The sequence below is a fragment of the Mucilaginibacter terrae genome, assembly GCF_042679325.1.
Lineage (GTDB): Bacteria > Bacteroidota > Bacteroidia > Sphingobacteriales > Sphingobacteriaceae > Mucilaginibacter > Mucilaginibacter terrae.
Genome location: NZ_JBHTMJ010000013.1, coordinates 105,092 through 125,518, shown reverse-complemented (window position 1 = coordinate 125,518; position 20,427 = coordinate 105,092). Strand labels below are relative to the sequence as shown.

At 42.7% G+C, this 20,427-nt stretch carries 14 protein-coding genes; 7 read left to right on the top strand and 7 right to left on the bottom strand.

Annotated features, from left to right (window positions below):
* Window positions 1-118: 118 nt before the first annotated feature.
* From ACFQ3S_RS14295 to ACFQ3S_RS14265, 7 genes are read left to right on the top strand one after another with little or no spacing between them, the layout of a single operon-like run.
* On the top strand, window positions 119-3,478 hold the full coding sequence (locus ACFQ3S_RS14295; RefSeq protein ID WP_377165600.1) for a TonB-dependent receptor: 3,360 nt from the start codon (window positions 119-121) through the stop codon (window positions 3,476-3,478).
* A 4-nt stretch (window positions 3,479-3,482) separates the two neighbouring features.
* Complete coding sequence (locus ACFQ3S_RS14290; RefSeq protein ID WP_377165598.1) at window positions 3,483-4,862, top strand: RagB/SusD family nutrient uptake outer membrane protein; 1,380 nt, start codon at window positions 3,483-3,485, stop codon at window positions 4,860-4,862.
* 4 nt (window positions 4,863-4,866) lie between these two features.
* Window positions 4,867-6,093, top strand: a complete 1,227-nt coding sequence (locus ACFQ3S_RS14285) for a YdcF family protein (protein ID WP_377165596.1) — start codon at window positions 4,867-4,869, stop codon at window positions 6,091-6,093.
* A gap of 13 nt (window positions 6,094-6,106) precedes the next feature.
* Entirely contained in the window at window positions 6,107-7,312 is a 1,206-nt protein-coding gene (locus ACFQ3S_RS14280) for a DUF5689 domain-containing protein (RefSeq protein ID WP_377165594.1), read from the top strand.
* A 17-nt stretch (window positions 7,313-7,329) separates the two neighbouring features.
* Complete coding sequence (locus ACFQ3S_RS14275; protein WP_377165592.1) at window positions 7,330-8,943, top strand: glycerophosphodiester phosphodiesterase family protein; 1,614 nt, start codon at window positions 7,330-7,332, stop codon at window positions 8,941-8,943.
* 5 nt (window positions 8,944-8,948) lie between these two features.
* Window positions 8,949-9,701: a hypothetical protein gene (locus ACFQ3S_RS14270; RefSeq protein WP_377165590.1), complete on the top strand. Its 753-nt coding sequence runs from the start codon at window positions 8,949-8,951 to the stop codon at window positions 9,699-9,701.
* A 12-nt stretch (window positions 9,702-9,713) separates the two neighbouring features.
* Window positions 9,714-10,955, top strand: coding sequence for a hypothetical protein (locus ACFQ3S_RS14265; protein ID WP_377165588.1), 1,242 nt, complete (start codon window positions 9,714-9,716; stop codon window positions 10,953-10,955).
* 216 nt (window positions 10,956-11,171) lie between these two features.
* On the opposite strand, the gene ACFQ3S_RS14260 is transcribed toward ACFQ3S_RS14265, so the two are convergent.
* The 7 genes from ACFQ3S_RS14260 to ACFQ3S_RS14230 all read right to left on the bottom strand — a co-directional run bounded on the left by ACFQ3S_RS14260 (window position 11,172) and on the right by ACFQ3S_RS14230 (window position 20,253).
* A complete protein-coding gene (locus ACFQ3S_RS14260) occupies window positions 11,172-12,032 on the bottom strand; it encodes a hypothetical protein (protein WP_377165586.1) in 861 nt (286 codons plus the stop codon).
* Window positions 12,033-12,077: 45 nt separating this feature from the next.
* Window positions 12,078-12,278, bottom strand: a complete 201-nt coding sequence (locus tag ACFQ3S_RS14255; protein ID WP_377165584.1) for a hypothetical protein — start codon at window positions 12,276-12,278, stop codon at window positions 12,078-12,080.
* Window positions 12,279-12,361: 83 nt separating this feature from the next.
* Window positions 12,362-12,826, bottom strand: a complete 465-nt coding sequence (locus ACFQ3S_RS14250) for a hypothetical protein (RefSeq protein WP_377165582.1) — start codon at window positions 12,824-12,826, stop codon at window positions 12,362-12,364.
* A 1-nt stretch (window position 12,827) separates the two neighbouring features.
* A complete protein-coding gene (locus tag ACFQ3S_RS14245; RefSeq protein WP_377165580.1) occupies window positions 12,828-14,477 on the bottom strand; it encodes a hypothetical protein in 1,650 nt (549 codons plus the stop codon).
* A 10-nt stretch (window positions 14,478-14,487) separates the two neighbouring features.
* Window positions 14,488-15,357, bottom strand: coding sequence for a glycerophosphodiester phosphodiesterase family protein (locus ACFQ3S_RS14240; RefSeq protein ID WP_377165578.1), 870 nt, complete (start codon window positions 15,355-15,357; stop codon window positions 14,488-14,490).
* A 1-nt stretch (window position 15,358) separates the two neighbouring features.
* Window positions 15,359-16,765 carry a RagB/SusD family nutrient uptake outer membrane protein gene (locus tag ACFQ3S_RS14235; RefSeq protein WP_377165576.1) on the bottom strand — a complete coding sequence of 469 codons (1,407 nt, stop codon included), beginning with the start codon at window positions 16,763-16,765 and terminating at the stop codon, window positions 15,359-15,361.
* 2 nt (window positions 16,766-16,767) lie between these two features.
* Complete coding sequence (locus tag ACFQ3S_RS14230) at window positions 16,768-20,253, bottom strand: TonB-dependent receptor (RefSeq protein ID WP_377165574.1); 3,486 nt, start codon at window positions 20,251-20,253, stop codon at window positions 16,768-16,770.
* Window positions 20,254-20,427: the final 174 nt, after the last annotated feature.

Genomic DNA, 20,427 nt, shown 5'->3' with positions numbered 1-20,427 from the left:
TTCTAAACATGGGAAGGGCCTGATTAATATTGCCTTTTCCTTTTTCAAACTATTTTTTGATATGCCTCCTAAAAAACTTTTAGTGCTTGTGCTGTGCCTTGTAAATTCATTGAGTGTAATGGCGCAAAAAATATCATTATCCTATAAAAATGAGCCGTTATATAAAGTGCTCGACGATGTGAAAAAGCAAAGCGGCTACGCTGTGTTTTACGATTATACCTTATTAGAACAGGCCAGCCCGGTTAATATTTCAATTAAGAATGCTGAGCTTGTGGGCGCGTTAAATGAACTACTGAAAACCCAACCCTTCAGTTATAAAATCATTGAACAAACTATCGTCATCAGTAAAAAAGAAGAGCAACGCAGCGGTGTTCGCTCATCCATACAAATATCTGGTACGGTAAAAGACGAACGCGGTGAACCTTTGCCTGGTACTACCGTAATGGTTAAAGGACGTAATCAGGCGGTTATCAGTAACCAGGATGGTGGCTATACATTAATTGCAGAGGTAAATGAAAGCCTCGTGTTTTCTTTTGTTGGTTATAAAAAACTGGAGATCCCTGTTAATGGACGAGCGGTAATTAATGCCGTTTTAGAACAGGATGCGGCCAGACTGAACGATGTATTAGTAGTGGGTTATGGCACACAGGAAAGAAAGGATATAACCACTGCCATATCTTCATTAAAGGCTGAGGATATTAATAATTATCCGGGCGTAGGTATAGATAAGGCACTGACCGGTAAAATGGCCGGGGTACAGGTTATTGAACCGGGCGGTGCACCCGGCAGCGGTATTTCTATCAAAGTAAGAGGAACAAGTACGGTTACTGCCGGAACAAGCCCGCTTTATGTGATAGATGGTGTACCGATGTCAGATCAGGATGATAACGCTACCGGAAAGCGCGTTAACTCATTAAACGACCTTAATTTAAATGACGTTGAATCGGTAGATGTGCTTAAAGATGCATCTGCATCGGCCATATATGGTTCACGTGGTTCAAACGGTGTAATATTGATAACTACCAAACGCGGAAAAAAAGGCAAACCGCAAATAAGCTACAATGCATTCGGCGGCTGGCAGCAGGCCAGTAAAAAAATTGACATGCTGGATGCTTACGGCTTTGCGCAACTGGTTTACGATTCACATAATAATACTTACCTGGATTTGCTGGCAGATCAGGGAAAAACCGGTTCTGTAAACGATGGTAACGATGTACGCCGTGCTAAAATTGGTAATACTAGTGCCGCATTTATACCGCCCGACTTACTTCCGTATTTGAACGGTGAAACCGGCCTGATCAATACCGACTGGCAAGATCAGGTGCTGCGAAAAGCCCCTATACAAAGTCATTCACTATCGGTACGTGGCGGCTCCGATAATATTAAATATTACCTGTCGGGCAACTATGCAAACCAGGAAGGCATTGTGATTGGCTCCGGCTATAAAAAGTACAACGGCAGGCTCAATTTAGATGCTACTTATGACCGGTTAAAACTTGGTACGTCGTTAAACTTTACAAATAACATTTACGATTGGGTACCCACCGAAGGCCGCTTTAACGATGAGAATATTGTGTCGGGCGCGTTGGCTATGTCGCCTACAATGCCGGTATATAACGCCGATGGCTCTTATAATTACGCGCAGTACAGCTGGGGATATTCAAGAGCACAGGTGGTTAACCCTGTAGCCCTGGCGCAATTAAAAACCGATAGAATGAATGAGTTAAGGCTGGTGAGCAACATATTCGCTCAATACGATTTAACAAAAGATCTTAATTTCAGAAGCTCATTTGGCGTAAATGTAAAAGACTGGCAAAGAGAGCTTTTCAGGCCTTCTACATTACCCAGTACATCTACGTTAACCGTGCCGTCAATACCTACAGGCACTTCACGAACTAAGCGAAACCTGAATTGGGTATCCGAGAATACTTTCAATTATAAGAAAAACATGAACGGGCACAGCATTAATGCCGTAGCCGGGTTCACTGCTCAAAAGGAACGGTCTGATGCCAATCTTATATCAGGAACCGGTTATCAGAACGACCTGGTGCAAACGCTTAACTACGCCACAACCATTACCGATTGGTCATCTACCGTCCAGGAATGGTCACTTTTATCCGTTTTAGGCCGTGTACAATATAGTTATCAGGGTAAATACCTTCTTTCTGCAGCATTAAGAACGGATGGATCTTCGCGCTTTGGATCTAACAATCGCTGGGGCTATTTTCCATCGGCCTCTGCAGGCTGGAACATCTCCGAAGAAAAATTCATGCAGAATTTACCCTTTATAAGCACACTCAAATTAAGAACAAGTTACGGGGTTACCGGTAATTTTAGTATTGGCAACTATGCCTACCTCTCCCAAATAGGCAGGGATAATTATATCCTCGGCTCCGGTGATGGCAGCCTTGCCCCGGGATATGTGCCCTCTACCGCCGGTAACGAAAACCTGAAATGGGAGAAAAATGCCATGCTGAACATAGGAGCCGATATAGGCCTCTTTAATAACCAGTTTAGCCTGCAGGTAGATGTGTATAACAGTAACACTTCCGACATGCTGCTAAATCTGCCGGTTCCCGGAACTTCTGGTTTTCGTACAGCCATACGCAACGTGGGAAAAGTAAACAATAAAGGTGTAGAATTAACACTGAGCACCGCGCACCAGTTTGGCAGGTTCACCATGAACCATAGTGCCAACTTTTCTGCCAACCGCAACAAGGTGACTGATTTGGGGGGCCTTAATGAAATAGTTTCCACCAGCGACAACGTTATCTTTTTTGTTACCCGTGTAGGGCAGCCTATCGCATCTTATTATACGCTGGTTACCAACGGTGTTTACCTGAATGCTGCCGATGTAAGCAACCCCGCTAACACCCCGGTACCTGGTGCCCGTCCGGGCGATTTTAAATTTGTGAACCAGGATGGCAATAGCGTGATTGATGGAAACGATAAGGCTGTTACCGGCAATTACCAGCCTAAGTTTACCTATGGGTATTCGGGTAACTTTAATTATGCCTGGTTTGATTTGAGTGTGGCCATGCAGGGCACTTACGGCAATAAGATAGCGAATATATATAAACGGTACATCGACAATATGGAAGGTAATACCAATAATATGGCTGATGCGCTCAACCGGTGGGTATCTGAGCAAAATCCCGGAGACGGGCAAACCGTACGCGCAAACCGCACTGCCAAAGGCCTCAACGGGCAAATCTCCACCTGGCATATCGAAGATGGTTCTTATCTGCGTATCCGCAACATCACTCTTGGTGTAACCCTGCCACGAAAGTTGACCAGGAGTACGGGGTTCAGCAAGATCCGCCTTTACACGGCATTACAAAACCCTTTCACTTTTACCAAATACAGCGGCTACAATCCCGAGGTTGACAGCCGGGATAATCCGCTTACTCCCGGGGTAGATTATGGTACTTACCCAATTGCAAAATCTTACAACCTTGGTGTTAACCTTGAATTTTAAAGACATGAATAAAATATTAAGATTATTTTTTCTGCTTACAACTGTGGTTTTATATTTCAGTTCCTGTCAGAAATTTCTGGAGATCGAACCAAAATCCGACCCAACAACTGCTTCTTATTATAAAACAGCCGATGATATAAGAAATGCGATTAACGGTAGTTATGCATCGCTCCAAGGCCGAAACCAGTATATGCAGCATTTTATTACCCTGATGGAAACCCGTTCTGACAATGTGTCGGACAACAATTCGGGCGGTAATGCCGGGCGCGATTATAACATTGACCGTTTTATTGCAGGCTCAGACAATGTGGTGTATTTAGAAGCCTGGCAAAGCATTTATAACGCTATATACCGTTGTAACCTGGCATTGGCAAATTTAGATGTGGTTACCAATACTGCCCAGCGTAACCAGTATGAGGGTGAGTTACGCTTTTTAAGAGCGTTAAATTACTTTAACGCCGTACGCTTATGGGGCAATATCCCCCTTACGTTAACACCTGTTAGTCCCGAAGAATCGTACAGTTTAATTAGAAACAACCAGGCGGAGGTTTATATTGCTATAGAAACCGACCTACGCCTTGCAGCAGCTAACTTACCGTTGAATTTTACAGGGGCTGATTTGGGCCGTGCTACACAAGGCAGCGCTAAAGCTTTGCTCGGAAAGGTGTACCTCACAGAGAAAAAATTTGTTGAGGCATCGGGTGTATTACAGGAGGTGATTAGTAGTAAACAGTATGATTTGTTACCCAACGTTGCTGATGTATTTTCCTCGGCTAATAAAATGAACAAAGAAATTGTATTTGCGGTGAGGTACAATAAATCGGTAGTTGACGAAGGACATCCGGTGCTTACCTATTTTGATGGTCCGGTGTTAGACCCCGCTTTATTAAACGCCTATCAAAGCGGCGATGCACGTCGGGACTTGCTGAACACTGTAGCATCCAATAGCCGGAACCCGGTAAAAAAATACTTTGATTCGTTTGATTTAAACACAAACAATGTAGGTAACGACTTTCCGCTGCTCCGTTATGCCGATGTGCTACTGATGTGTGCCGAAGCCCTCAACGAACAAGGATATAGCAGCACAGGTTTGGCCATTACCTACCTAAACCAGGTAAGAATAAGGGCAAAAGCAACTGAGTTTATAACTGCCAACTTGCCAGATCAGGGTAGTTTTCGCAATGCTGTTTATCAGGAGAGAAGGCTGGAGTTGCCGTTAGAGTGTCAGCGCTGGTTCGATCTTGTGCGTACTAATACAGCAGCACAAGCCATGCAAGCGGTAAGTCTCACAATTCAGCCTTGGCAATATTTGTATCCCATACCACTTACCGAAGTTCAGATTGTGAATAATCCGCAGACTTTTCCGCAAAACCCCAATTATTAAGGATATGTTAAACAGGATATTTCTTTTACTGCTCTTAATTGGCTCGGCAAGCAGCATTAAAGCTCAATCTTTTGACCGCAATTATAAAGCTAAAACAAGCGGAAGCTATGTGCAGGATAAAAACTTTTATTTGTTGACAGTTATCCAGCAAAACCCTGAATTAACTGAATTGCTGACAAGGCAGCCAATGCTGAAGGCGGTATATGCTGCTAAGAAAGCCGTGCTTGACAGTTTGGAAATGTCGCCCGAATATGCGAAACGGCAACTGGCTGCTTTAAAGTTCAGCGACGTTGACCTGCAACGTATTTTAACAGCGGCAGATCTGCCCGAATGGGAAAGGGTCATCAAAACTGATATGAAGCCTTCGGGTTACTTCACCCGCTTTGAGGGCCAAAGCGAAAAGGATTTTATGAAGGCCGTGCTCAGGCAAACCTTAACCGGTATCAACCATATCATCGACGTATATGGATTGGGTACCATGGGCAGGTTTCCCGCAATAGATTCTGCATTCTACGTAACCGGATCGCTTGCTTACCATAAAGCACTTATAGAAGCATTAAAGAAAAGCCAACCCGTGGGTAACCTGTTTTTTGAGCCATCATTACAGGCGGCGCTTGTTTTACTGGCTATTAACAAGCGTGATGAAGCCGCCCGGTTTGAACCCATGACTTTGGGAGAGAACCGTAAGACTGCAGAAAAGATTATGGTAACCAATTGGAGCCGTTATCCTTATGGTGCAATAGTGGTACCCGGTAACGGGCCTATTGGAACAGAGCGCCTAAGCAAAAATGGTAAAACGCGACTAAAATTGGCCGCTGAAAGATATGACAGGGAACAGGCCCCCTTTATTATTGTATCCGGTGGAAACGTTCACCCTTTTCAAACACCTTACAACGAAGCACTGGAAATGAAAAAGGAGCTTATGAGTATGTATAAGATCCCGGAAAGCGATATTATTATTGAGCCGCATGCCCGCCATACCACTACTAATATCCGTAATTGTAACCGCTTGCTTTATCATTACGGCTTTCCTATCGGTAAAAAAATGCTGATTACAACCGATAAAAAGCAGGCTGATAAAATTGCTGTTTCAGAATTTATAACCCGCTGTATAGAAGAGATCGGCCATCAGCCTTTTATTCAACTGGCCAGAATTTCCGATTTCGACCTGGAATACCTGCCGGTTATACAATCCTTATTTCTTGATAACACAGACCCTTTAGACCCTTAAACATAATAACATCATGAAAAAAATCATACCTTTTATATGCCTGCTCTACATTATAGTAGTATTGGCAGCATGCCGTAAAACTGAGCCAACGGTAGCTTCAGTAACAATGCCGACAGACATTATTCAGTTGAAGGCCCTTTTGAACACAGATGCGGCAACTAATAGCAGCGTTCTGGTGCCTGATGGTTTTAATATTACCGGCACGGTAATTTCAAACACCTTACAGGAAGATAATCAAACAGTATATCTGCAAGATACAATTTCCAACCGGGGTATCAGGGTACGTTTCGGCAGCGCACATAATTTCAGGGTTGGAGACGTTGTTCAGGTGTATGCCGCCAAACAAAGACTTTCCGCAACTCAAAACGACTATGAATTGAGCAATGTGCCACTCATTTATGCCAACCGTACAGCTGCCGGAACGGTATCACCAAGAAACACTAATGCTGCTGAATCTGCCACTAATTTTAAAGACTGGGCGGCCACTCTGGTAAGGCTAAAAGCCATGAAAAAAACAGCCACCCTAAATGACAGTACATTTGTGTTACGGGATACCTTGAACGGGGCCACTATACAAACGCTTGTAAGTAAACGGTTGAACTATGTGCTGCCAGATAGTATGCAATTCATTACCGGGTATCTTACACGTGCCAATAGTAACCTGCAAATTAAAATACGTACGGCTGCCGACGTAATCAAATATGCGGTTACGGTAGCCGATACTTTAAGAGAAGGTTTTAATATCGGGGGCTTACCCAGTTATGCCAGCGGCGACCAGCGCTACACTGGTTTCGATTCGGGTGATTGGATATTCAATGATGCATCGGTACTGGCACCGAATGAAGTAAACGACCTGCGCAATGGTAACGGTACCGTACGGTTAAGAGGAAGAACCGCGGGCGGTGGTTATATTCAAACGCTATTTGATATTAAAGGTCTCAAAAAGATCCGTTTCTTATTCGGACAAACTAAATTGAGCGAAGGTGCGGATGAAAGCCAGCCTACCACGGTTGAAACATTTATCTCAAAAAATAGCGGTATTACCTGGACTTCGATCGGTTTAAAGACAGGTGTTAAGGGCAGCTTTACGCTGGCTGAGTATGCTGTAACATCCCTGCCGACAGAAAATGTACGCGTTAAAATTGTGAATACATCTTTTCTGCGGTCTACAGGCAACCGGTTGCGCATCAATGTTGACGATGTAGAGTTCATACGCTAATTCTAACAATAGCTTATATGAAGAGAGTAAAAATGCTTATAGCTTGCATGGTTGCAGGTTTATGGTTTATGCCCTGGAGCACCCGGGCGCAAACCTGGCCGGCTAAATTAGATCTGGCCTCGCTATTCTATGTAGGTGCTGTTACCAACAACGGAATTGTTGGCACGGTTAATAAGGATGGGTACATTACGGTTACCGTAGAAGACAAGCGCAGCCAAACTATACTTTACAAGGTGACAACCCGTGTGAGTACAAGTACTTTTGCCGGTCAGGGCGATACGCTTTCCCGAAGTGCTGTTGGCCCTGGGGGAACTTATTTTCCACCAACCTGGTTCAGTAAAGATATTAAAAGGTCAGCATTTGCTATAGACAGGTATTATTACGACAGTGTTACACAATACCCTTACCAATTTTTGTATCATCCTGTTGATGTTAATATCATTGTAAAATCGAGCAACGCCCAATTACAATTAGTTAAGATACCCGGTATAGGTATTGTAAACGCCCAAGGTGGCAATAACCTTTTTGATGCGGCACACTACTGTTACGACCTGACGAAAACAGCAGATTGCCAGTGCTCGGCCTGGTTGCGTATGAAACAACCTGACGTTACTAAGAAAAGTGACCTGATTATAGCCGCACACCGTGGCATATGGGGTTATGATCTCGGAAATGGAAATCCGGAAAATTCAATATCATCTTTACAGGCCACGCCTGCAGTTACGCCGGTGCTGGAGTCGGATGTAATGATCACCAAAGATGATTCGCTGATCATTAGTCATGATTATAACTTAAACCGGCTTTCTGATTACACCGGGCCCGATACAAATTATTTGTTCAATATGTATATGAGCCAGGTTTCTGGCTTACAGTTACGGAAACGCAATGAGGCGATCAGTACTGACCATTACTTAAGTTTCGATCACCTGATGCAGGCGCTTGTGACAAATAAGCTGGTTTTAACCATCGACATCAAAGATGTTAGGGCGAGATATGACTTGAATGGTAATTGTGTTGGTAATTGTGAGTACGATCCGAAGACAAATCCGAAAGCAGATTCGCTGATACAGGTAAGCTGGAAAAAAATATTTAACAGATGCGTAGCTATTGCCAAAGCCCGTAATGCCTTGTCTTACATTGCTTTTAAAGTAAACAAAGATTGGGACTATATTAAAACCTGCGCTTCAGCGGAAGACCTCTCAAAAATTTTATTCATGCCGGTGATACAGCCGGTAAGGGATACGATCGGGTTTCGAAGAATGGGTAGAGCTATTCAATTTGTAGATTCCTGGAATAACAAAGCGGGGAATCGGGTAATTGCATTTGAAACTAATTTTAAACAACTGAATAATGTTTTTCTTAAACCGTTCACGTGGCAGGGATTGTATTACCAAAACTTGCTCGACTATGTGTACACCACTACAGGGCTAAGGCCGGGCTGCTATCCCGAAGAGCCGATGGGGCCGAGGGGGATCGTAACCCGCTGGGCAGACTGGCTAATTAAAGACCCCGGAGTTGATATGCGTGGCGACCATTATAAATTGATGTCCATCCCTTATGGCAAGATCATGGTATTGACTACCGACCGCCCTGACGTATGGTCACAAATAGAGATCATGTATAACAAATAACGCAGATGAAAAATTATCTTAAACAAGCAGCAACCTTGATGGCTATGTTAGTGCTGAGTATGATCAGCTTTTTTTCAATGGCTCAGGGTCCTTATAGCTACAACACACCAAATGGTACTCAACAAATCGCTCAAGTAGTACCGGTGTATAATGAACCAATGGTTACGCTGCGGCCGGCCCAATGGGCAGCTATCACCGATTCAACCCTGAAAGGTATAGAAATCGATTGCGCTTTCCACATGGACCTTTCCAAGAAATTTCCTGTTATTACTATTTTTTCGGCAACAGGTGTTAAAGCATTGGAAATCAATTATTTTAACAACACCCTGATCTTCAGGAGATACAAAAATCCGACAGATTTTTATGACTATCAGTTGCTTGATCCGTTGTTTTATACTAATACAGGTAATTCGGGTATATGGAATTTTAAGATATACATGACTGCTTCTTTCTTTTGGATTCAAAGTAAAGGCCAGCAGGTGCCTATAGGTAACTTTCTGACACCAGTCTATTTCGGGGTAAATGCGCTTACCGATCAGCCGATGAAAGACCTGTTGACAAGGGGCTCAAATGCTTATATCCAAATAGGCGCACCGGCCGAGGTCGGTTTTTACTTGAGAGGTAACATCACGGTGTATGCCTTTAATCCTACTGATTTGATGGTAAATATCCAAAACAATTTTTCTAACCTCACAGGTAGCAGCCCTAAGCCTTTTACACCCCTTTCGGATGATGACGCTTATGAACAATTAAACTAATTTACAAATATCATGAAAAAGACGATAGTAAAACAACTGAGTATAAATGCCCTAATATTTGCAATTTCTCTTACTACAACTGCAAACGCGCAAAAGCAAAAAAACAACCGTAAACCGGGGGCAAATTCAGCCAGTACCGCCCGCAGCAATGGGTCGCGTACGGCAGACAGTTATGACGCTGTTGATTATTATTCTTATTATAAAGGTTCGAATGAAGGGCGCAGGGGGACGCTGCATGCCGAAGCATCTGCCATTGCACTTAAAAGCCTGAGTGATAGCTGGCCTATTCGTTTTGCTATAAACAATACCGCGGCTTTCCAGATCATTAAGGGCACGGGTGGTGAGCCGATATTTTTTGGGGAAGGAAACTCCAATAAATTTATCGGTTTCGGATCTCTTACTTTTTTCGGCGGCAACAAAGGTAAAGGTAACAATACTGATATACCCGGATTATTGGTTAACTATACGAGTGGCATGCAAAGGGTAGGCGTTAATACAAGTTCGCCAGCTTACAGGTTTGAGGTGGTAGAAGCATCAGATGCATGGGGTAACGTATTAACCCGTCCTAACTATGCTAAAATTGGTTTTAAAAATTCTGGATCTATCGGCGGAGTGGGAACTATAAACAGTTATCCTTTAGGTTTTTATGTAAATAATATTCAGGTAGGAACTTTTTTAAACAACGGTAATTTTGGTATCGGTAATACTTCCCCGGTACAAAAGTTGCATGTAGATGGTAACACTTATCTAAATGGTAATGTAGGCATAGGTGTGTCTGCTCCAACCCAAAAGTTGCAAGTGCAGGGAAACGCTTTAATCAATGGAGCCGTGGGTATTAATAACGACATGACAGGTATTTCTCAAAGTAATTTGAATAAATACAGCATGTTTGTTAATAAGGGCATTTTAAGTGAAGAATATGCGCTCGGCCCCCGCAGTTCCTGGGCTGACTTTGTTTTTTCAACGTCTTACCGCTTACCCCGGTTAGACGTTGTTGAACAATTTATAATATCAAACCACCGTTTGCCGGAAATGCCTTCGGCTGAAGAAGTAAACAATACCGGATATTCTCTGCATGACATGAATGTAAAACTGCTCCAAAAGGTTGAGGAACTTACTTTGTATATGATAGAGCAACAAAAACAAATTGAGCAATTGAAGTCAGACCTAATGCAGCAGAAGGCTCTTATTCAGCAGAATGAAGTAACCAAAAGGCAAACCAACAGGAAAAAATCGAATATTGTGAGAGATTGAGTTAGGATATATTGAAATGGAGAATACCCCACGGTATTCTCCATTGTCGTAACAAGCTCCTTGATCATATCATCTAAGCTTAACCTTCAGAGTTAATCCAACTTCTCAATCTTCTCAATCCTGGATTTAACTTGCTGAAAAACAGTTAAAAAGTTCGACTTTTGTCCTGCTCCGCTACCTGGAAATGTCAAAAGCCCTTAGTAACCAGTAAAGGCATCACTTCTTTGAGTTCTCCAATTTTCTTAATCTTATTTCCAGAAGTTGATGCTTCTCAAGGCTCTTTTTAAGTGCAATAATCTCTTTTTGCTGTTCAATTGAATACAAGGTTAGTTCCTCTATTTTCGATAGTAGTTTAACGTTCATATCATGTAAGGAATAGCCATTGCTTTTAATCTCCTGTGCTGACGGTATCCCGGGCAAGTGACCATTAATTGATATAAATTTTTCTAAATCTATATATGTTAATAAACTATAGTCTTTTTTGAAAATATAGTCGGCCCAGTTATCTTTAGGCCCAATTGCATAGTCTTCGCTAAGAACACCCTTCATAACAAACAAATTGTATTTGTTCAAATTGTCACTTTTTACAGCACTTAAATTGGTGCCGATGCCAACCTGACCTTCCGAGGCAACAAAAACTTGTGGAATATCACTGGCATTTACCATGCCTCTGTTTCTGGTGAAAAAGGCAAGGGGGCCCGCTCCTATATATCTTGTCCATCCCGTACCCGGTCCAAAAAATGTTGGATCGCCATTAACTCCCCTAATTACTTCAAAAGCGGGAGTTTGATTAACTTTCAAAGTTATTTTAAGATTATCTGCATCGGTACCCAAAGTAATGCCGGTAGAAGAAGCTCTTAAAGATCCTTTTTGCCCTGTCATTTCTCCACTTTTATTATACAAATAGTAATCATTTGCAGTGTACGAATCTTCAATTCGCGACCCCGAGGCTTTTTGCACCTTGGTTTTGCTTTGTGCAAAAATATTATAAGGAGAAGTTATCATAATTATTGTTGCACAAATGCATACCAATTGCATTTTGATGATTGTGGATTTTAAAAGTTGATTTGCTTTCATGACTTAATGTTATGTTATATAATTTTAAATTTCCATTGATAATAATTAGTGATCATCGATAGCTATTGCAGCGCCCGGTGCAATTGACGAGTAAGGCGTTACGGCCGAAAAGTTGCTTTGAATATTGTCGCGAAGTGCCTTGTAACTGAAGTTACTGGTTGACCAGCCACCGAAAGTTGTAGATTTATTGTTAGGATCACCCATGAAAATTTCGTATTTGATGTCTTTTGACAGAAACTTAGCCATGTTTGAATTACCTGGTGAGTCTATTCCAAAATATATCGGTGTAAGATAAGTCCCGATACTTTTATTATTAACGGGATAGGTTTCTACCCAAAAGAAAAAGCCTGTAAAAAAACAGCTATAGTCCATGTTTTTCCCTTAACAGGATCGAAAAGCTGATCCTGCACTGTAAAGTCGTAGTAGTGGGATTGGTCTTTATATCGACGAAAAATTAATGAATTACTTTGATAATATATTTGAACATAATTACACACCCCCACATCCGTCTTTGATCTATAGGTAAAAAGCAAATTTTTTTTATTAAAATCAAAAGTGCAGTTTATGCTAAATTGTAACCCATTTTCGTCGTTGTTAAGTTTAGTGAACGAAGTGGCAGGAATTACACAAGTGTTAGCATTATTACAGCTACTAACCCAACCTGATGATGATATAGGTGTCCAGTATTTAAAAGGTGGCATCCATTGATTAGCCTGACCAAAGGCGGGTACGTTCAGTAATATTGTAATGAATAGCAGCCATGCAATTTTTAACGTTTTTGATTTCGGTTTCATCTTATTGGCGGTTATAAAGGTTTTGAATTTCCAGCCAGATATCAGGTCTGTCTGTTGTAAGCATCATAATGTTAGAATATGGAATAGACATAATTTGTAAATGATCTCCTCTGATGTCCCGTCCCAGGTCTTTTATCATCCACTGCGCCCAACGATCAACAATACCCCTTGGCCCCATAGGTTCTTCGGGATACATAGCGGGCCTCAAACCGGTATTGCGATAGATATATTCCCAAAGATTTTGATAGTAGGTGTGGTTTATGGTGAAAGGCTGGAGAAGCTGGCTCTCTTTTTCTTTAAAATTGGTTTCAAAGCCCATAAGGCGATTGCCCGCTTTGCCCACCCAAGAATCAACGAACTCAATAGCTTGCTTCAAGCTTTTGTTCCCTTGAATTACCGGAAAATATAATATCCGCCCCCTATCAGCTTCGTCAATTTTATCTTTTATCTCATCGAAATCATAAGGGCATTTAACGGCAATGTAGGACAGGCCACTACCGTTATTAACCTGTTTGGCTAAAGCAACACACTTGCTTAAAATAGTTTTATAACTTTCTTTTATCTTTTCGTCTGCTGCTTTGTTTTGCTCAAGTGTACCCGTTACATTGTCGTACTCGCAGTTAGATACACAATACGCCTTATTATCTGCACCCTTGGCATATCTTGCTTTTAGTTCTTTGATATCTACGGTGAGAACAATTCCGTTATCTTTAACCGCTTGAACACAGTCTTTAAATAACAAATATCTGGTTTGGGGGTAAACGGTAGAATTTCGCTTTCGTAATTCCCATGCTGTTATAGCATTCGCAGGGAGATTAAAAAAATAGGTGGCGTCATTATAAGTACTATTGGAGGTACGTACCAGGTTATAATCATGACTTACTACCAAATCACTTAGGTTTTGCAATTGCATAACGTCTGATTCGATAATTTTGGTAACAGGCGGCGTGGCCACGATAGATCGTAATGAATTTTCTGGATCTCCGTTACCCTGATCCTGCCCCCACACACCCCTGTGGGCAATGGAAATAAGGTCCGCTTTCTGGTCTACTTTAGGATGCTTGATTCTTATCCAGATATTACAAGGTGATTCTGCATTTTTGCTCAAATCGTAGCAGTCGTGTGAAGGGTCAAAAAGCGTATTTCCTCCATTAGAATCTATTATTCCGATCCCTGGAATTTTGACCGCTTCCAGTTGAGCATTTACTACCTCTACAGCAATAATTACGTTAAGCGGATATTGTAATAGCTGATACGTAAGCGTTCCGGTATGTTGTGAGCGGTATTTATCTATGTTAAATACTGCTGTGAACATATCTTTACTGTTCCACTCTGCAGGGTAATATTCAGCACCCATGCCTATTTCATTCTTCTCAGCATTATGTACCAGCAAATTGCCGTAGCCAGAGAAAAAGCTGGAAGATGCATTTAATGTTGCCTGATAGACGATAGTTTGATAATCTGTAGCAGTAACGGTTACCTTAATGTGGCCACCAGTATTAACATTTCCCTTTATTCCATTGCTATTATCCGCGTCATCACTAAATATGCGTCGAACGTCGACTTTAGCATTCCAGCTTTGCGCGTACGATTGGAAAAGAGAACCGTTACAGAGGAAGATTAAAATCATCAAAAATTTCACTGTTTTCATACCTATACTTTTAATGCTTATTTCTGGATTTTAAATAGCGAAGCAGTTCTTTTGGCCGGTCGGTCTGTATAATGCTTGCACCGTGGGCAATTATCCAGTCCCAACTGTCCTTGGTGTTGCCCAGTTCAACTGCAAGATCATCGTCGTGTCCTCCGTTAAGAGAAGCCCAGAGGGAGTTAATCCAAATACGGGCTCCTGATGTGGTGATCCATCGCGTATCATTTAGGCATGAAGAAGTATCCTTGCTAAAAATTAATTCAAAGGCGTATGGCTTCATGTTTTCTATATAGTTGCTAATTACTTTGCGGGCATCAGGCCGGTCAAGGTTTACAACAGCCATGTATGTTATCTTTCCGATTAGGTGAGGGTATTTTGTTTTTAAGCTGTCGAAAGGAGCCTCTGATTTAAAAATAGCTTGACCGAGCGTACCTGTTTGCTTTAAAACCTGATAAGCTTCATTAAAGTAAGGGTAGCTTTTGTCGAGGTTCACCTTAACTTTTTTTTGCTTCAGCGCAAGCATAGCCTCTTCTAATGTGGGAATGGTATTGTACCGGGTAACCCGGCCAAGACCATTTTTCAAGCGTAATTTTTTTAGCTCTTCAAGCGTATAATCGTTAGGCCTGCCTTTGCCATTGGTGGTTCTGTCTATCGTTTCATCATGCATAATTATTAACTTACCGTCCTTGGTCGCTTTCAAATCAAGTTCAATAATATCCACACCCAATTCAGCGGCAAGCACAAAGGCTCTTACAGAATTTTCAGGGGCGTTACGCCAATCCCCGCGATGAGCAGCAACCTCAACAGTTTGGGCAGTCACATTCTCAAGCGTTGCTTGCATCAAACCTAAGGCAAGCAACAAATAACATAATGTGCCTTTCATTTCAATAGCCGGGATTTTGTGAATACAGTGCCGGGTTCTTCATTACCTCAATCTCGGATTGCGGCACCGGATATAAGTATTGGTAAGGCTGGATCATTAACCGGGTAAGTCCTGAATTTTGCAAGGCTGTAATAGCTGTGTTGGTTCTTACAAGGTCAAACCATCGGTGAAGCTCCAGCGGTAGTTCGAGCCTGCGCTCGTTGAGTACCGCGTCTCTGAAAGTGGCCTGATCGGTAAGTTGCGTAGACGTATAAACCGATACTTTTGCACGTGTACGTATAGTATTCAAGTATTTAAACTGGTCACTGTTCACGTCGTTGGTGTAACTAACCTCGTTTAACGCCTCTGCATACATCAGTAAAACGTCGGCATAACGTAGTACGATAAAATCTGTTCCCAATTGCCTGTTGGTTGCATCGAAGGTATCATAGTATTTTTTGACCGGCTGTGTATTGGCATCAACCGTTTGCGTATTCAGCAAGTCACGCCGGGTATCGCCTGCAACAAAAGAACTTAACAGCTTAGGATCGAGCACTGGCTTGTTGAAATAATACTGCATGGCATGGCCCTGCTGCGGTATAGTTTTCTCGTAATGCACAGCAAAAATCACCTCGGCGTTCAGCTTGTTGGTAACTACAAACACATCAGCCACATTAGGTAGCAATGCATACTTGTATGGGTTGGTTGCCGGAGGTACCAGTTCTCTAAGTGTGCTGACCGATTGCGCCCATTTTTGTTGGGTAAGATAAACCTTACCCAAAAGCGCTTTGGCTGCTCCAGCAGTGGCTCTTCCCTGATCTGCCCGTACCGAATAGACCGGCGGAAGTAAAGTTGCTGCTTTGGCCAGGTCCAACTCAATCGCCGCATAGATACTTTGTATGGGACTGCGGCCGATAGTCAGCGCTTCATCGGTACTTACCGGTGTTAGGATAAGTGGTGCTGCCCCCCATAACCGCACAATGTTGAAATAGTTAAGCGCCCTCAAGAAAAGAATTTCTCCCTCATACTGATTTTTCAGTGCTGCATCAGAAACTACATCCAGATTTGCAAGGGTATTGTTACAGCGGGATATGTCAGCATAAGAGGCCTTATAAGCATCGCTTACTGTAGCGTTATCTGACTTTGCCAGAAATCGGTCAATATTGTAATCGCGCCCGGCATTGCCACCGGGGTTTTGATCTTCAACATTATCAGACCGTGCCTCCATCAGCGTAATAAAACGGTCCTGGTACATCGCACTGCCCTGCAATGGAGCGTATGCCGCACTAACCGCGTTGGTAACATCTGCGGTGGTCTTATAAAATCCTGCGGCCGTAGGCTGTGAAAGTGGCGTAAGCGTTAAAAAGCTTTTTTTACAGGCGCTTAGCATGCCAACAATAAAAAATAATATTGCAAATTTTGTTTTCATGATTATAGGCTTAAATTTAAACCGAATACATATGATTTACTCAACGGATAACTTCCGTAATCAACTCCGGGAGTCAAGGGATTGGACTCTGAACTGATCTCGGGGTTATACGCGCTGTACTTAGTAAAAGTGAATAGATTAGTGGCTGTAAAGTAAAGACGTACTTTTGAGAAACCGGCCTTTGACACCCATTTGACTGGCAGGGTAGCACCCAGTGTTAAGTCCCGCACACGCAAATAAGAACCATCTTCAATACCGTAGGTAGAAATGGTTGCGTTTAAGCCTCTTTGATTACGATTGGCACGAGCGATCAGGCCATTACCAGGTTCAGCTTCGGAGTAAAAGCGGTTGAGCGCATCCGTGGTATTATTCACAAAGCTTTCACCGCTATTAATGTAGCGTCCCTGTATGTTCGCTATTTTATTACCATAAATTCCCTGTAAAGCCACATTCAGGTCCAAAAACCGGTATTGTAACTGACTGGAGAACCCATAGGTGAATTTTGGCATGTAGTTGCCTGTAATAGCCCGGTCATTGCTACCGTCAATAATTCCGTCACCATTCTGGTCGATAAATTTGAAATCGCCTACTTTAGCGCCAGCCACTTTGGCATTCGCAGGGTCGTTCAATTCTGCCTGGCTTTTGTAAACGCCGTTATATACAAGGGTATAATAATTGCCAATAGGCTGTCCAACTTGCGTAATAAAGTAAATTACACCCTGTGCCTGGGTAATAATCGATGTAGGGCCGCCAAGGTCAAGAACTTTGTTACGGTTAAACGAGATATTAGCACTATTGGTTAACCTGAATGCTCCCAAACGGTTGTCGCCGGAAAGAGAGATCTCCAAACCTTTATTGTTAACCTTGCCAATATTTTTGATATTTGTGTTGTAGCCCGAACTCTGCGGCACGGGTACCTGAAGCAGGATATTGCTTGTATTGTTGTTATATACATCAATAGTGGCGTGCAAACGTTCGTCAAAAAATCCGATGTCTGTACCGATATTGAAGGCAGATGTTCTTTCCCATCCCAGATCATCATTGCCGGCGGTCGACTGGTAAAGACCGGAAGCCAATGTTGCAGAACCCGGAGGGCCAAAAACATAATTTGATTGACTCAGGACAGACAAATAAGCGTAATTATTGATCTGGAAATTACCTGTGAGGCCATAGCTCGCCCTGAGTTTTAATGAACTAATTAGTTTCTGATCTTGCATGAATTTCTCGCGATCAATATTCCACCCGGCTGAAACAGAGGGAAAATACCCATACTTTTTACTTGGACCAAATCTGGAAGAGCCATCTGCTCTTACAGCCGCCGATAGCAGGTATCTGTCATTAAAGTTGTATTGCACCCGCGTTAATCCCGAAAGTAGTGACCATTCTTCCGTTTGCGACGAAAAACTGCTGATTGCCGTAGCTGCATTCAACGTTTTTACCAGGTCATTTGGAAAACCGGTTGCTGAGACGTTTTGTGATGAACGGCTTTCCCGCTGAGCTGACACAGATGCTATTGCCTTAATGCTGTGCTGTCCCCATTGTTTGTTAAAGGCTAAAGTATTTTCGGCCACCCAATTAACTAAGCTTGTATTGCGATAGTTGCCGGTAGGTATTGAAACGGCTAATGATGGCGAAACTTGGGGCAGTGTTGACGGCCTGAAGGCGCTTCGGTTAAAGTTGTCGATGTCAACGCCAAAAGAGATTTTATTAGATAGCTCAGGCGTAAAATTGTACTGTGCAAATATATTGCCCAGCATTTTGTTTTCCGCTGTAAGATCTGATTTAAGCTTTGCCAGTGCTACAGGGTTAACAGATTGGGATTGGCCATATTGCCAGTTATATTGATTGAAATTGTAAGAACCGTTTGCATTGTACACCGGAAAAAAAGGAGATGCGGTTAATGCACCGGAAACAATGTTCTCGTTACTGCTAAAGCGGCCTTCGGTAGGCTGAAACTGTAAGTTTTGGTAAGTGTAATTTATACTTGTACCCAGTTTGAATTTTCCGTAGGAAGCGTCGAGGTTAACACGGCCGCCGTAGCGTTTGAAACCGCTTTCGAGAACGACACCCTGTTGATCCATGAAATTTCCTGATACATAATATTTTACGTTATCAGATCCGCCAGTCACAGAAAGTGTGTGGCTTTGAGTTGGCGCTTTCCGGAAAATTGCATCCTGCCAGTCGGTATTAGTTAAACCTGTTTGTCCGTTCAAATAAGGGAATATTTCGGGTGGAAGCAAATAGGACTGGCTAACACTGTTGGCTGCAGCACCCAGCTTGGAAAGCCGGGTTGCGTTATTGTCATCTGCACTGCCGGTAAGATTTCTGTCGGCAAGCAAATCGAAGTAAGTATTATTGTGCGCATCGTAGATCAACCTGGAATATTCGTAAGCGTCCAGCATCCGAATTTTCTTATTAGTCTCCTGAAAACCGTAGAATGCATTGTAGTTAATAACCGGCTTATCTTTCTTTCCACGCTTGGTAGTAATAATAACAACGCCGTTTGAGCCGCGTGATCCGTAAATGGCTGCGGCAGAGGCGTCCTTCAGCACGTCTACACTTTCAATGTCGTTCACGTTAATAGCATTGAGCGGGTTCAGTCCCAAACCAGGACCATTAACACTATTATCTGATAAGGGCAAACCGTCAATCACGTATAAAGGGTCGGAGCCGGCGGTGATAGTAGCCTTGCCCCGGATCGCAATGGCTATAGGGGCGCCGGGGGCTCCGTTGGGTTGCAGTATTTGTACACCAGCCATTTTACCGGTCATGGCTTTGTCTACCCCTGTTGCCGGGAAGTTATTAATGTCACCACTTTTGAGGGAACTGATGGCTGTCGTTACATCTCTTCTGGTCTGAGTTCCGTATCCTACCACCACAATATCGGCAAGTTGGCTGCTTTCGGGCTCCAGCCTGACATTGATCTCCGTAGCGTTATTGACCGTTCGCGTTATGGTCTTGTAACCTATAAAGGAGTAAATCAATGTTTCCCCTGTCTCCACTGCAATGCTATAAAGGCCTTCATTGTTCGTCATCACAATACTGCGTCTTTCCTTTACAGACACGGTAACACCTGATAAAGCATCATTTTTTTCGTCTGTTACTTTTCCGGTAATTTGGATTGCCTGCCCTTGAACCATTGGTGAAGCAATGGATTTAGGCGTCGCTTTATCCTCGTTCAAAACAATACTTTTTCCGATCTGAACGAAAGACAGCCCGACCGGGTGAAGCAGATGCATCAAAACCATTTGTAGTGAAGCGTCTTTCACGTTGATTCCTTTTGTTTGTTTACCCTTAAGTAGGTTGTTTTCGTAAACAAAGTGGTACTTGGTGGTTTTCTCGAGGTCTGCCAAAACACGCTCTATTGCCGTTCGTTTGATATCCAATGATACCTTAACATCTTGTATGCTTTGCCCATGCGTGCTTCCGGCAAGTAGGGAGAGAGCAGAGGTAAGCGTGATAATAACGGCCAATAATGATATTTTCATGATTTGCAGGCATTGCCGCGTGTTGAAAATGTTGTTTCTTAGATCTGGAAAGGACAAAAGCCTTCCTTTTCTCTTTCTTTCCGAAAGAAATTTCATAGATTTGAATAGATTTTGATCGTAAATACTTGGGTTGAAGTCATTGAACCGTTTTGTCTCGTCCACAAAGCGGTTCGC

Excerpts from the sequence above, each read along its gene's own strand:
- ACFQ3S_RS14295 (WP_377165600.1), top strand. The coding sequence starts at position 119 with ATGGCGCAAAAAATATCATTATCCTATAAAAATGAGCCGTTATATAAA.
- ACFQ3S_RS14290 (WP_377165598.1), top strand. The coding sequence starts at position 3,483 with ATGAATAAAATATTAAGATTATTTTTTCTGCTTACAACTGTGGTTTTA.
- ACFQ3S_RS14285 (WP_377165596.1), top strand. The coding sequence starts at position 4,867 with ATGTTAAACAGGATATTTCTTTTACTGCTCTTAATTGGCTCGGCAAGC.
- ACFQ3S_RS14280 (WP_377165594.1), top strand. The coding sequence starts at position 6,107 with ATGAAAAAAATCATACCTTTTATATGCCTGCTCTACATTATAGTAGTA.
- ACFQ3S_RS14275 (WP_377165592.1), top strand. The coding sequence starts at position 7,330 with ATGAAGAGAGTAAAAATGCTTATAGCTTGCATGGTTGCAGGTTTATGG.
- ACFQ3S_RS14270 (WP_377165590.1), top strand. The coding sequence starts at position 8,949 with ATGAAAAATTATCTTAAACAAGCAGCAACCTTGATGGCTATGTTAGTG.
- ACFQ3S_RS14265 (WP_377165588.1), top strand. The coding sequence starts at position 9,714 with ATGAAAAAGACGATAGTAAAACAACTGAGTATAAATGCCCTAATATTT.
- ACFQ3S_RS14260 (WP_377165586.1), bottom strand. The coding sequence starts at position 12,032 with ATGAAAGCAAATCAACTTTTAAAATCCACAATCATCAAAATGCAATTG.
- ACFQ3S_RS14255 (WP_377165584.1), bottom strand. The coding sequence starts at position 12,278 with ATGGCTAAGTTTCTGTCAAAAGACATCAAATACGAAATTTTCATGGGT.
- ACFQ3S_RS14250 (WP_377165582.1), bottom strand. The coding sequence starts at position 12,826 with ATGAAACCGAAATCAAAAACGTTAAAAATTGCATGGCTGCTATTCATT.
- ACFQ3S_RS14245 (WP_377165580.1), bottom strand. The coding sequence starts at position 14,477 with ATGAAAACAGTGAAATTTTTGATGATTTTAATCTTCCTCTGTAACGGT.
- ACFQ3S_RS14240 (WP_377165578.1), bottom strand. The coding sequence starts at position 15,357 with ATGAAAGGCACATTATGTTATTTGTTGCTTGCCTTAGGTTTGATGCAA.
- ACFQ3S_RS14235 (WP_377165576.1), bottom strand. The coding sequence starts at position 16,765 with ATGAAAACAAAATTTGCAATATTATTTTTTATTGTTGGCATGCTAAGC.
- ACFQ3S_RS14230 (WP_377165574.1), bottom strand. The coding sequence starts at position 20,253 with ATGAAAATATCATTATTGGCCGTTATTATCACGCTTACCTCTGCTCTC.